The following is a 12,812-nucleotide window of genomic DNA, read 5'->3' as shown; positions in this document are numbered from 1 at the left end:
CCCCCCTGCAGTCAACCCCCACATCGGCCACCAAAAGCAGCCCCGCCAAGGCCGACACCCGCAACGCAGCCAAATCGTCGAGCAAGCCGGAAGTTCAAACGCAAGGCCCTGTGCTCATGGCCCCACCCCTGCGCCTGACAGCGGGCAAGTCCATGCTGCTGCAGTTGTCCGAAAACGCCGAGCGCCTGTCTGTGGGCAACCCCGACGTGGCCGACGTGGTGCTGATCAACCCGCGAGAGATTTACCTGCTGGGCAAAAAATCCGGCCATACCAACTTGCTGGTCTGGACCGCCCAGGGCAGCACCACCTTGCGCGACATCAGCGTGGGGGCCGACACCGACAGCCTGCACGCCAAGCTGCGCGAGTACGTGCCCAGCGCCGAAAACCTGCGCGTGGACAGCGTGGCCGACACCTTGGTGCTGAGCGGGCGCGTGAGCGACGGCATGAAGGTGCAGCGCCTCATGGCCCTGACCGAGGCCTTCAACGGCAACAAAAAAGTCATCAACCTGCTGCGCGTGCACGGCACGCAGCAAGTCATGCTCGAAGTCAAAGTGGCCGAGGTCTCCAAAACCCTGCTCGACGAGCTGGGCGTGGACATGAACCTGACCCGCACCATCGGCAACACCTCGGTCAACCTGCTGTCGCAATTGCTCAGCGCCGGCTCCACCGCCCTCACGGCCGCACGCGCCAATGGCCTGAGCACCATCACGCTGACCGCAGAGATGAAAAAAGGCCTGGTCAAGGTGCTGGCCGAACCCACCATCACCGCCGTGAGCGGGCAAGAGGGATCGTTCCTGGCCGGCGGCAAGATCTATATTCCCGTGCCCCAGACCAACGCCAACGGTGGCACCACCATCACACTGGAAGAAAAAGAGTTTGGCGTGGGCCTGCGCTTTTTGCCCACCGTGCTCGAAGACGGGCTGATCAACCTGCGCGTGACCCCCGAGGTCTCGGAGCTGTCGCAAGTGGGTACCACTGTCAAAGGCTTGGGGGGTCAAAGCAGCTTGCTGCCCAGCATCACCACGCGCCGTGCCTCCACCACGGTGCAACTGCGCGATGGCGAAAGCTTTGCCATCGGCGGCCTGGTCAAAAGCAACGTCACCCAGACCATCAAGGCCTTCCCGATTTTGGGCGAGCTGCCCATCCTGGGGGCGCTGTTTCGCAGCACCGCTTTCCAGACCGACAAGTCCGAGCTGTTGTTTGTGGTGACCCCGCGCCTGGCGCGCGTGTTGCCACCCGACTACGCGCTGCCCACCGACAGCTACATCCCGCCCACCCGCAGCGAGTATTTCTGGAACGGCCAGCTCGAAGGCACACCGCCCGAGCAGATGCCTGCGCCCGCCAGCCCTGCACAGCCAGCGCCTCGGCCCGAAACCCGGCCAGAGCCAACACCCAAGCCAGCAGCCGAAGCCCCACCTGCCCCTTCAGCTGATCCATCAGCGCAGACGTCCACCACCCCACCACTCGATGCGGCGCTCGAAGAAGCACCCATTCCTGAAGCGACACCCTCTTCCACCTCTTGAGCTCGGAGAACACCGCCATGAACTTCATGCCCCCGCCCCTTCGCTGCTTGAGCATCGTCGGCCTGTGCCTGGCCTTGGCCGCCTGCGACACCCCACCCACCTTGGTAGATCAACACTTTGGCCTGGCAGTGCAACGCGCCCAGGCCCAGCAAAGCCTGTTGGCGCCCAGTGCACAAGCACCCATGGCTTCGCACTGTTCGCCCGAAAGGCCCGGACCCCACTGCCCCAACCCCCACATGCGCCCAGGCGGTGGCATGGGCCAGGGAATGCACTCCGGCATGGGCCACAGCATGGGCTCTGGCACGGGTCATGGTGCGGGCCAGCACGCCGCCTCCACAGCCCACGACAGGCTGTCTACCTCCCCCGACACCGATGGCGTTTCGGCCATGGCCGCCACGATGCTTTACCAGCAAAGTTTCCAGGCCCCACCTGCACCAGCTCCCGTCTTCAACATTGGTTTGGGCGCCGTGCGCGTGCCCTGAAAGTTCTACCATGTCCATCCATGTGATTGCCTCCAACGAAACCTTGCTGGCCTTGCTGCGCAGCAGCTTGCAACAAAACGCCTTGCCCCTGGACAGCGCCCAAATGCGCACCCCAGCCAGCAACTTGCTCACATCACTTCAGGCCCTGGACGATGCGCCCCCGGGCACCATCGTGCTGGTGGACAGCCCCATCAGCCAGCAGAGCACGGCCAACGATGATCTGGTGGTTCTCGATGGCTGGTTGCGCCAGCGTCCCCAATTGAACGTGCTGTTGCTGAGCGAAGACAACAGCAAAGCCCTGCTGACGCGGGCCATGCGTGCGGGCGTGCGCGAAGTCTTGCCGCTGCCGCTCAATCCAGCCGAGCTGGCCCAGACCCTGCAGCGCTGGAGCGATCGCGCCTTGGCCCAAACAAGCCTGGGCAGCGCCATGGGGGCCGCGAACACAGCAGCTGCCTCCACCGCCCCCAAGGGGCAAGAACGCCCTGGACGACTGGTCGCCTTCATAGGGTGCAAAGGGGGCAACGGCACCAGCTTTGTAGCGGCCAACATGGCCCACATCATGGCCAGTGAATTCCGAAAAAAATGCGCTTTTGTCGACCTCGACCTGCAGTGCGGCGACGCCTCTTTTTACCTGGGCAGTGGGGCCAATAAACACAGCTTGGGCGACTTGACGCGGCAAATTGACCGGCTCGATGTACAGCTGCTGGCCAGCTGCCTGCACCCCGTCACACCCCAGCTGAACCTGCTGGCCGCGCCCCACTCGCTGGAAAACGCCATGACCATCAGCCCCCAAGACATCGAGAAGGTCCTCACCTTGGTGCGCAGCATGCATGAGCACGTGGTGGTGGACCTGCCGCGCAACCTGAACGCCTTGACGCTCAAAGTGCTGGACATGGCCGACGTGGTCTACATCGTGATGCAAAGCCAGACCCCGGATGTGCGCGACGCCCAGCGTCTGGTCAACATGATGCGGGCCTTGGGCCTGAACGAAACCAAGCTTCGCTTGCTGGTCAACCGCTACAAACCCCGAGGCTGGGTCAGCCTGCCGGAGCTGGAAAAAGCGGTCGGCTTGAAGGTGCAGCAAAGCATCCCCAGCGGACCGGAGTGGGTGGACGAGTCCCTGCACATCGGCCAGCCCCTGTCGGTGGTGAACGACCACAACGCCGTGATCCACGCCCTGCGTGAGGCCACAGGCTCACTGCTGGAGAGTTCACCCCATAAACATCGCCACTGGATGCAGCGCTGGATCGGCCAGACCGCCTGAACCGATTGAGCCAACTGAAGCGTCCGCCCCAAACCTCGCGTTGTTGCCCCACAGGAGAGATGTTTGAACCCGAACCTGCGCTACCAATTTGAAAACGCCAGTCATGCGAGCGCGCTGCTGGGCTCTGCACTCTTGAAACCCACCCACGCGCCCGAGACCCGCCCCCTGGCGCCCGCGCCCGTCTCGCCTGCAGCCTCAGCCCCATATCCCAAAACACCTGGGGTGCGCCTGGATGACATCAAGACCCGCATCCACCAGGAAATCCTGGCGCTCATGGACTGGCAGCGCATGGAGAGCATGCCCCCCGATCGCCTGCGCACTGAACTGAAGACCCTGACCGAAGAGCTGATCGCCACACACAAACTGGCGCTCAATGAAACCGAGCGCCGCCTCATCATCCAGTCCATTCAGGACGAAATGCTCGGCCTGGGCCCCATCGAGTCCCTGCTGTCCGACCCCACCGTCTCGGACATCCTGGTCAACGGGCCGTTTCAGGTCTACGCCGAGCGGCGCGGCAAGATTGAGCACACCGATGTGCAGTTTGACAACGACGCCCACCTGCTGCGGGTGATCGACCGCATCGTCTCACGCATCGGGCGGCGCGTGGACGAGATGAGCCCCATGGTCGACGCACGGCTGCCCGACGGTTCGCGTGTGAACGCGGTCATCGCGCCCCTGGCCATGGACGGGCCCTTGCTGTCAATCCGGCGCTTTGCGGTGGTGCCCTTCAGCGTGCATGACCTCATCAGCATGAACACCCTCACCGCAGGCATGGCCGAGTTGATCAACGGCGTGGTGCGGGCTCGCCTGAACGTGCTCGTCTCGGGCGGCACGGGCAGCGGCAAGACCACACTGCTCAACGTCATGTCGGCCAGCATCCCTGGGGACGAGCGCATCATCACCATCGAAGACGCGGCCGAGTTGCAACTGCAGCAGCCCCATGTGGTGCGCATGGAAACACGCCCACCCAACATCGAAGGCAAGGGCGAAATCTCGCAGCGCGACCTGCTGCGCAACAGCCTGCGCATGCGGCCCGACCGCATCATCATGGGCGAGGTACGCGGTGGCGAAGTGCTGGACATGCTGCAGGCCATGAACACGGGTCACGACGGCTCCATGACCACCATCCACGCCAACTCCCCGCGTGACGCGCTCACCCGGCTCGAGCACATGCTGGGCATGGCCGGACTCAAAGCCGAGTCGCGTGCCTTGCGCCAGCAAATTGCCGCCGCCCTGTCGGTGGTCATCCAGGTCTCACGCCTGTCGGACGGGCAACGCAAGATCACCAGCCTGCAAGAGATCACCGGCATCGAGGGCGACGTCATCAGCATGCAAGAAATTTTCAGGTTCGAGCAAACCGGCCTGAACCCCGACGGTGGCGTGCAGGGCCATTTTGTGGCCACAGGCATCCGCCCGAAATTCATGCAACGCCTGGTCACACGCGGCATCGTGCTCAGCGACAACCTGTTCGAACCCACCCAGCGCTGGAGCTGAGCCATGAACACACCTTTTTGGACCATTGCCGTGCTGGCGGCCCTGAGCATCAGCGCCTTGGTGTGGGGCCTGTACGGACTGTGGCGGCAACACCTGGACCCCCGCCAAAAAGCCCTGGCGCAAAGGCTGCAAGCGGCCACACTCAATGGCCCCAGCGACGAGGCCGAGCCCACACTCAAACTGCGCCCCAAGCGATTGCTGAGCCAGTGGGAATGGGCAGAGCGTGGGCTACAGACCGTGCCTGGTGCAACACAATTCGACCATTTTTTGCTGCAAACAGGTCTGGCGCTCAGCCTGGCGCAGGCCTTGTCACTGGCCGCAGTCCTGGTGTTGTTGGCCTTGGCGCTGGGTGCCAGCCTGCACTGGCCGGTGCTGCTGAGCCTGGTGGTAGCAACGCTGGGGCCTTTGCTTTTGATCGCCTTCTTGCAACACCGCCGCACCCATCGCATGGCCCTGATCAGTCAGGCCCTGCCCGACGCGCTGGACCTGATGGCCCGCTCCATGCAAGCTGGGCACGCCTTCACCAGCGCCCTGCAAGTAGCGGCCAAAGACGCCCCCCCACCCCTGTCGCACGAGCTGCGGACGGTGTTTGAAGAAATCAACTTCGGCATCAGCGCTGCCCAGGCGCTGCAAGGGCTGGCCTTGCGGGTGGCCAGCGACGATGTGCGCTACTTTGTGGTGGCCGTCATCATCCAAAGCGAGACCGGCGGTAACCTGGCTGAGATCCTGAAAAACACCGCATACCTGATCCGTGAACGCCAAAAAATCGCGGGCATCGTGCGCGTACTCTCAGCCGAAGGGCGTATCTCGGCCATCATCTTGTCACTGCTGCCCTTTGCACTGGCCGCCCTCATGGGCCTGCTCAATCCCGGCTTCATCTCGCGCCTGTGGACCGACCCCATGGGCTTGCAGCTGGTGTACACCTCGCTGACCCTGATGGCCATTGGCATTCTGTGGATGTGGCGACTGATTCAGATCCGCGTTTGACATTTCTCCAAACCCCAAGCCCTGCGCACCCCATGACCTCTGCCACCCTGATTTTTGCAGCACTTGTGTTCGCCCTGGTCCTGACGCTGAGCCTGGCCGTGCTCAGCCGCTGGCTGCCCGACCCCGGGCGCGAACGCTTGACACGCCTGACCCGCCTCAACACCCAAAACCCCAACTTCGGCCCAGGAGATGCTGCGCAAGCCAGCGCTTGGCAACGGGCCCAAGCCCGCCTGTTGTCGGCCCTGTTGTGGCTGGGCCCCTGGACAGCGGGCCTGTCGGGTGGCGAAGGCGACACCCCTTCCTCGCTGCGCCTGCGCTTTGGGCATGCGGGCTGGCGCTCGCCCGTGGCATTGCAGATTTATTTCATCAGCAAAACCCTGCTCACCCTGCTGCTGCCCACCTTGGCGTGGAGTGTGCTCAATGCCCAAAGCTGGCCCGCCAACAGCATGCTGCGCATGGCCCTCGTTGTTGCTGCCGCTGGGGTGGGCTACTACTTGCCCGATGTCGTGCTCAAGCTGCGCGTCCAGCGCCGACAACTGGAGCTGCTGAACGCCTTTCCGGACGCACTGGACTTGTTGCGCCTGTGCGTGCAGGCCGGTCTGGGGCTGGACGCGGCCATCGAACGTGTGGGCCGCGAAATGCGCTTCGCCCGCCCCGTGTTGTCGGAAGAATTCGCCCTCACCGGGCTGGCTTTGCGTGCAGGCTCATCACGGGCCGAAGCGCTGCGCAACCTGTCTCAGCGCGTTGGCCTCAAAGACATCGATGCCCTGGTTTCCATGCTCATCCAGGCCGACCGCTTTGGAACCAGCGTGTCAGAGTCGCTCACGGTGTATGCCGACGCCTTGCGCACACAACGCCGCCAGCGCGCTGAAGAAGCCGCCGCCAAACTCCCTGTCAAACTTCTCTTTCCCCTGATCTTTTGCGTCTTCCCGTCGCTGCTGACCGTGCTGCTGGGCCCGGTGGTGGTGACACTGGCGCGCGAGTTTGTGAAGGTGGGGTGAGGGGCCAAGCGCTTGACTCAGCCCTGAAGCAAGTCCCCCAGCTGCGTCATCGAGTCCAGCCAGGCCCGTGCCGGGGTGTTGCGAATGGGCTCGCCGTGGTTGTAGCCGTAGGTCATCAGCACCACGGGGCAGCCGGCCGCGTTGGCCGCTTGAGCATCGTTGCTGGAGTCGCCCACCATGAGGGTGCGGGCCGGGCTGCTTTGCAGGGCCTCGCAGGTTTTGAGCAGCGGCAAGGGGTCGGGTTTTTTGCGCTCGAAACTGTCGCCGCCAAACACCTGCGCAAAGTAAGGTGCAAGCCCTTTGGCGGCCATCAGGGGCTGCGTAAAAGACAAAGGCTTGTTGGTCAGGCACGCCAGGGGCAGGCCCATGGCCTTGAGCTGCGCCAGGCCCTCCATCACCCCCGGAAAGACTTCAGAAAACTCGCCGTTGATGTCCAGGTAATGGTGTTCGTAGCGGGTCCACACGGGGTTGAACAGCGCCTCCACTTCGCGGGCGTCACCGGGCACGCCAGCTTGCGCCAGCTGGTGGGCCAGCACGGTGCGGATCAGGTGCTCCGAGCCTTTGCCGATAGAGCGCTCAATGAGGGCGCGGCTGGCGGGGGGCACTTGCAGGTCGGTCAAGGCCCGGTTCAGGGCCACTTCAAAGTCGCCAATGGTGTCGACCATGGTGCCGTCCAGGTCGATCATGACGGCTTGCAGTTGGAGTGATTTCATGAGAGGTTTTCAGGTTTTGGCGGGCGTTCAGGCCCAATTGGAAACCACCACCGAAGTCAGTGCCACGACCAGAGGGTCGCTCACGCTTTCGATGGCGGTGCAAAAGAAAAGTTGTGCATCGACCTGGGCATGGCCCCAGACCATCCATTCGCCGCGCTCGACGCCAGGCAGCGCCAGCTCTTCGCGCAGCAAGGCGCAGCCCGCGCCACTGGCGACCAGTGTGTCGAGGGCGGCGGTGTCTTCGGTGCGCAAGGCGACGTTGGGGGCCAGGCCTTGTTGCTCAAACAGCTGGCGCAGCATCAGGTGGCTGGGCGAGTCGAGCGGGCCGTCCATCCAGGGCAAGGCGGCCAGGGTTTTCCAGCCGCCGCGCTGCATCTGGGCGCACAAGCGGGTGGGCACCACCACGCGGTAGCGCACCGAGCGCAGCGACTGCCAATGCAAGTCGCGTGGCGGGTGGCTGGCAATGACCAGTGCGGCGGTGAGTGCGCCGCCGCGCAAGCGGTCAAGCATGCTGCCCGAGGCGTGGGTGCGGATGTGCAGCTCCACCAAGGGCAAATCGCGCTGCACCGCGGCCGACAACTCCCCCAGCCGCAAAAAGCCTGGCTGCTCGCCGGGCACGCCCAGCTCGATCTGGCCGCTGACCTGGCCTTGCATTTGCCGCGCTGCGCCTTGCAGTTGGCCCGATGCGCTGAGTACGCTTTCGGCTTTGGGCAGCAGGGCTTCGCCTTCGCGGGTGAGGCTCATGCGGCCGCTGCTGCGCTCAAACAGGGCCACGCCCAAGCTGGACTCCAGGGCCTTGACCTGGGCGGTCACGGCAGGCTGTGTGACGCACAACACCTGCGCAGCCTTGGTCAGGTGGCCCAAACGGGCCACGGTCACAAAAGCGCGTATCTGGTGCAGTTCCACGCAGGGCCTCCTGGTTCAGGCTCAGGCCGCAAACAGGCGCATTTGCGAGGGCTCCAGGCCCAGGTTCACTGCGCCGCCCGCGGCAAATTTGGACAGACCCGCGTAATGCGGTTGGTCCACCGACAGCGATTGGGTGCCCACGCGCACGCGGTAGCGGGTGAATTCGCCCATGAATTCGCTGGCCTCCACGGTGCCGGGCATCCAGATGTAACGCGCGTCGGGTGCCGCGTCGGCCACGTCCACCTTGAGGGTGTGGGGCCGAAAGCTCAGCTGCAGGCGCTGCTGGTCGGCACTGGCGCGCAGCATGTCGGGCTGCAGGGGAATGCTCAGGTCGCCCACGCCGGGCACATCGAGCACCAGGCTGTCGCCGTGGCGGCTGCGCACCTGGCCTTCGAGGGTGTTCATGGTGCCCACAAAGTTGGCCACAAAGGCGTTGACCGGGTAGTCGTAGAGCGTGGCGGGTGCGCCCACTTGCTGCACCACGCCCTGCTCGAGCACGGCCATGCGGTCGGCGGTGGTCATGGCCTCTTCCTGGTCGTGCGTGACGAAGATGGTGGTGATGCCCAGCCGCCGCTGCAGGGCCAGCAGCTCCTGGCGCATTTGCACACGCAAGGTCTTGTCCAGGTTGGACAGGGGTTCGTCGAGCAGCAGGACCTGCGGCTCGATGACGATGGTGCGCGCCAGCGCCACGCGCTGCTGCTGCCCACCCGAGAGTTGGTTGGGGCGACGCTCGCCATAGGCCGACAGGCCCACCAGCTCCAGGGCTGCGCCCACTTTGGCCTTCAGGGTGGCTTTGTCGACCTTGCGCTCGACCAGGCCAAAGGCCACGTTGTCCCACACCGACAGGTGAGGCCAGAGCGCGTAACTCTGGAACACCATGCCGATGTTGCGGTCCCAGGGCTCTTGGCGGCTGATGTCGCGGCCATCGACCAGCAACTCGCCGTGCTGGTGCCGGTTGAAGCCCGCAATCAGGCGCAGCAAGGTGCTTTTGCCCGAACCCGATGGCCCCAGAAGCGCAAAGAATTCACCGGGCTCGATGTCGAGGTTGACGTTTTTGAGGACCTCGGTGCTGCCATAGGACAAGCGGATGTTGCGGCACTGGACGCTGACTTTTTTCATGATGAATGCTCCTTGCTGGGGGCCAGGCGCGATGACGTGCGCTCGACCACCACATGCGACAAATACGTGCCCACGGCAACGACCAAGATGGCCAAAACGCCCAGGGCCGCGCCCGGCCCGCGACCGGCCACACTTTGCATGTACAGGTAAATGCCGTAGCTCATGGGCGCTTGCGAGTCGGCCGACACCAGCATGATGGTGGCCGACAGCTCCACGGCCGCCGTGATGAAGCTGGTGACAAAGCCGGCCAGGATGCCGCCCGTCATGAGCGGCACCAGCACCCGGCGGATGCTGCGCATTTTCGTGGCCCCCAGGCTCTCGGCAGCCTCTTCCAGCGAGATGTGCACTTGCTGCAAAGCGGCCATGCAGCTGCGCAGTGCATAGGGCAGCCGCCGCACGGCATAGGCCAGCATGATGGCCAGCCAGGTGCTGGTCAGCAGCACATCGGTGCCGGGCACGGTCACGCCCTTGAACAGGCGCAAGAAACCGATGGCCAGCACGATGCCGGGCACCGCCAGAGAAGCCGTGGCAATCCAGTCCAGCCACTGGCGGGCGGGCAAACGGGTGCGCAAAATCAGGTAAGCAATGGTCACGCCCAGCAGCACATCCAGCCCGGCAGCCAGGCCGCAATAAATCAGGGTGTTGCGAATCATGCCGCTGGAGTCCTGGAACACCGTGGTGTAGTGCTCCAGGGTGTAGGCGTCGGGCAGTGGCGAGAAGCTCCAGACCTGGGCAAACGACAGCAACAGCACCCCGATGTGCGGCGACAAGGTGATCAGCAAGATCACGCCGATCCACAGGTAGGCCATGGCGCCCTCGATGGTCGACAGGCGGCGGCGCTGGATGCTGGCACCGCCCTTTTGCAGGGTGGAGAAATCGCGCCCCTTGAGTGAGCGGGCCGAGATCACCATGGCGGCGATGGAAAACACGATCATGATCACGCTGATCACGTAGCCCATGGGGTCTTCCAGCCCCACTTGCGTGATGCGCAAATAGGCCTGCGGTGCGAGCATGTTGGTCTGCCCCATGACCAGCGGCGTGCCCAGGTCGTCAAACACTTTAACGAAAACCAGCGAAGCCCCGGCCACAAAACCGGGCAGGCCCAGCGGAAAAATCACCCGCCAAAACAAGCGCCAGCCCTTGCAGCCCAGGTTCATGGCGGCCTCTTCCATGGCCCCGTCGATGTTGCGCAGGGCCACCGTGAGGTTCATGAGGATAAAGGGGAAGTAGTGAATCGCCTCGACAAAAATCACGCCGTTGAGCCCCTCCATGATGGGCAGCGTGAAGCCGAACCAGTCGTTGAGCAGGAGGTTGAGCGTGCCCGAGCGGCCAAAGATCAGCTGCAGCGCCACCGCGCCCACAAAGGGCGGCATGATCAGGGGCAAAACGCCCAGGGTCTGGATGAGGATGGCCCCGCGAAAGTCAAAGCGCACCGTAAAGTAGGCCAGCGGCACCGCAATCAGGGCCGCAAAAATGGCCGACATGACGGCCACATAGAGGCTGTTGAAAAACGATTCGCGCATCAGGTCCTGCGCGAAGAAGGCCCCGAAATGCCCCAGGGTCAGGCTGTTGTCACCGTCCAGAAAAGCGGTGACAAAGACCCGTGCCACAGGCAGCACAAAAAACAACAGCAAGAAGGCCAACACCAGCCCCCCTGCGAGCCAGACGCCTGGGCGCACGTCGGCCCAGATGCCTGCAGACTGCAGCGCCCCCTGCGGCTGCAGGGCCGCATGTCCATCATTCGCCATGGCGTAGGTCCTTTGTGGCGATTACTTGAGGGCGGCCAGCGCTTGCTCGGCCAAGCTGCGGGCGCGTTCGTAGTTCTGGCGGGCACTGTTGTTCCAGTGGTTTTCCAGACCGGTCACGCTTTTGCTGACGGCGGCGTCCTTTTTGTTGGCCGCAAACAGCGCCAGAAACTCCTTGTCCGTGGCTTTTTGCGCGTTCACCACCGGGCTGAAGGCCGCATCCCGGGCCTGCTTGATCAGGCCAGCCGCATTGGCGTTGGGCTTTTTGGCCAGTGCAGCCTCGGCGGCATGGATGGCCTTGGTGGCCGCTTGCAGCTCTTTCAGGCGGAAGGTGATGGTCTGGTCAAACAGGGCCGAGACCACGTTGTAACGGGTCTCGGACAGGTCGGAGTTGAACTGCACTTTGGCCCGCTTGGCGATCTCGAACGGGTTGGGGTAGCCCGCCGGGGTTTTGCCGCCCATGGCTTCAGGCGGCAAGATGGGCAGGCGCGAGATCTTGGGGTTGTAGAGCAGCTCCTGGCCTTGCTGAGACACGGTGTAGCTGATGAACTTGCGGGCCTCGGCGGTGTTTTTGCCACCGCTGACCAAGGCGATGTTGGCGGGCACCACGGCCGTCACATCGGGGTACACAAATTCGACTGGAAAGCCCGAGTACTTGCCCGCCAGGCCAAAAAAGTCGATCACCAGGCCAATGCCGAACTGCCCGTTGTTGACGCCATCGGGCACACCAAAACTGCGCTCGGTGATGGCCGCGCTGTTCCCCGAAATTTGCAGCAACTGGCTCCAGCCTTTGTCCCAGCCCTCGCCTTGCAGCAAGGTCTCGACCGTGAGGTGCGTGGTGCCCGAGCGCGACGGTGAACTCATGGCCACATGGCCAAAGTACACGGGCTTGATCAAATCGGCCCATTGTTTGGGCGCGGGCACCTTGTTGGCGGCCATGTAGCGGGTGTTCCACATCAGGCCATAACCGGCCAGGGCTTGGCCCAGGTACAGGTTGTCTGGCGCGTTGATGGGATAAGCACCGACTTTGGCGGGCGCGGCCTTGTTGGCCAGATCGCCAATGGGTTCGAGCAGTTTGAGGCCCGAGAGCACTTCAAAGGCATCTGGTGCAGAGGCCCAGAACACATCCGGGCGCTGTCCCACAGGCAGCTCGCGGACGTAGGCAATGCCCTGCACGGTGTTCTTGTTCAGGATCTCGATCTTGATCTCGGGGTTGGCTTTTTCAAAGGCGGCTTTGTAGGCCTGTGTCAGCTCTTTGGGAAAAGAGGTGACCACCGTCACCGTGCCGGCCTGGGCCGCTTGCATGCCCCAGCCCGCCAGCACCCATGCCGCGGCAGCCACCGCTTGGCGAATCAAAGGTTTTTTCATACGTGGGTCTCCATTTGTTTTTCCGTCAGCTTGCCATGCTAATGCCAAGCGCCGCAGACAGCCAATCATGTTTGATGATGTGGCGCATCAACAGCACGCGCCCAAACACCCGGGTAAACCAGCATGGACCCAGCGCTGCACAGAGCGGATGAGCAGCGACAGCCGTTCCGGTTGGCGTGCCAGGTTAGGGCGATAAGGCCCCGTTAACAT

General features: G+C 63.6%; 11 protein-coding genes. 6 read left to right on the top strand and 5 right to left on the bottom strand.

The annotated features are described in order from the left end of the window. The 6 genes from QZ190_RS05330 to QZ190_RS05305 form a co-directional block, all read left to right on the top strand. The coding region (locus QZ190_RS05330; protein WP_367114227.1) for a type II and III secretion system protein family protein at nt 1-1,523 on the top strand (1,523 nt) is incomplete at its 5' end. A 17-nt stretch (nt 1,524-1,540) separates the two neighbouring features. Further along, nucleotides 1,541-2,005 (top strand): hypothetical protein, encoded by a 465-nt coding sequence (locus QZ190_RS05325; protein ID WP_291914394.1) that lies wholly within the window; start codon nt 1,541-1,543, stop codon nt 2,003-2,005. A gap of 10 nt (nt 2,006-2,015) precedes the next feature. Beyond that, nucleotides 2,016-3,269, top strand: a complete 1,254-nt coding sequence (locus tag QZ190_RS05320; protein WP_291914393.1) for an AAA family ATPase — start codon at nt 2,016-2,018, stop codon at nt 3,267-3,269. Nucleotides 3,270-3,332: 63 nt separating this feature from the next. Then, nucleotides 3,333-4,763 (top strand): CpaF family protein, encoded by a 1,431-nt coding sequence (locus QZ190_RS05315; protein ID WP_291914392.1) that lies wholly within the window; start codon nt 3,333-3,335, stop codon nt 4,761-4,763. Nucleotides 4,764-4,766: 3 nt separating this feature from the next. After that, nucleotides 4,767-5,750, top strand: coding sequence for a type II secretion system F family protein (locus QZ190_RS05310; protein WP_291914389.1), 984 nt, complete (start codon nt 4,767-4,769; stop codon nt 5,748-5,750). Nucleotides 5,751-5,782: 32 nt separating this feature from the next. Beyond that, complete coding sequence (locus tag QZ190_RS05305) at nt 5,783-6,751, top strand: type II secretion system F family protein (protein WP_291914387.1); 969 nt, start codon at nt 5,783-5,785, stop codon at nt 6,749-6,751. Nucleotides 6,752-6,768: 17 nt separating this feature from the next. Here the strand turns inward: QZ190_RS05305 and QZ190_RS05300 are convergent, their stop codons facing one another. From QZ190_RS05300 to QZ190_RS05280, 5 genes are read right to left on the bottom strand one after another with little or no spacing between them, the layout of a single operon-like run. Further along, the gene (locus QZ190_RS05300) at nt 6,769-7,464 is read right to left on the bottom strand and encodes a phosphoglycolate phosphatase (RefSeq protein ID WP_291914384.1); all 696 of its coding nucleotides are present in this window, start codon (nt 7,462-7,464) and stop codon (nt 6,769-6,771) included. A 27-nt stretch (nt 7,465-7,491) separates the two neighbouring features. After that, nucleotides 7,492-8,370 (bottom strand): LysR family transcriptional regulator, encoded by an 879-nt coding sequence (locus QZ190_RS05295; RefSeq protein ID WP_291914381.1) that lies wholly within the window; start codon nt 8,368-8,370, stop codon nt 7,492-7,494. Nucleotides 8,371-8,391: 21 nt separating this feature from the next. Continuing rightward, nucleotides 8,392-9,489, bottom strand: a complete 1,098-nt coding sequence (locus tag QZ190_RS05290) for an ABC transporter ATP-binding protein (RefSeq protein WP_291914378.1) — start codon at nt 9,487-9,489, stop codon at nt 8,392-8,394. Beyond that, nucleotides 9,486-11,237 carry an iron ABC transporter permease gene (locus tag QZ190_RS05285; RefSeq protein WP_291914375.1) on the bottom strand — a complete coding sequence of 584 codons (1,752 nt, stop codon included), beginning with the start codon at nt 11,235-11,237 and terminating at the stop codon, nt 9,486-9,488. Before QZ190_RS05285 ends, QZ190_RS05290 begins: the two co-directional genes overlap by 4 nt. A gap of 21 nt (nt 11,238-11,258) precedes the next feature. Then, complete coding sequence (locus tag QZ190_RS05280) at nt 11,259-12,539, bottom strand: extracellular solute-binding protein (RefSeq protein WP_291914398.1); 1,281 nt, start codon at nt 12,537-12,539, stop codon at nt 11,259-11,261. Between the last annotated feature and the right edge of the window lie 273 nt (nt 12,540-12,812).

This window comes from Limnohabitans sp. (assembly GCF_017848645.1).
Taxonomy (GTDB): Bacteria; Pseudomonadota; Gammaproteobacteria; order Burkholderiales; family Burkholderiaceae_C; genus Limnohabitans_A.
Note: the sequence above shows the minus strand (reverse complement) of the source record. Positions and strands in the feature narration are given on the sequence as shown.

Coding starts and splice junctions, on each gene's coding strand:
- QZ190_RS05290 (WP_291914378.1), bottom strand. CDS start 9,489: ATGAAAAAAGTCAGCGTCCAGTGCCGCAACATCCGCTTGTCCTATGGC.
- QZ190_RS05310 (WP_291914389.1), top strand. CDS start 4,767: ATGAACACACCTTTTTGGACCATTGCCGTGCTGGCGGCCCTGAGCATC.
- QZ190_RS05305 (WP_291914387.1), top strand. CDS start 5,783: ATGACCTCTGCCACCCTGATTTTTGCAGCACTTGTGTTCGCCCTGGTC.
- QZ190_RS05280 (WP_291914398.1), bottom strand. CDS start 12,539: ATGCAAGCGGCCCAGGCCGGCACGGTGACGGTGGTCACCTCTTTTCCC.
- QZ190_RS05320 (WP_291914393.1), top strand. CDS start 2,016: ATGTCCATCCATGTGATTGCCTCCAACGAAACCTTGCTGGCCTTGCTG.
- QZ190_RS05285 (WP_291914375.1), bottom strand. CDS start 11,237: ATGGCGAATGATGGACATGCGGCCCTGCAGCCGCAGGGGGCGCTGCAG.
- QZ190_RS05300 (WP_291914384.1), bottom strand. CDS start 7,464: ATGAAATCACTCCAACTGCAAGCCGTCATGATCGACCTGGACGGCACC.
- QZ190_RS05325 (WP_291914394.1), top strand. CDS start 1,541: ATGAACTTCATGCCCCCGCCCCTTCGCTGCTTGAGCATCGTCGGCCTG.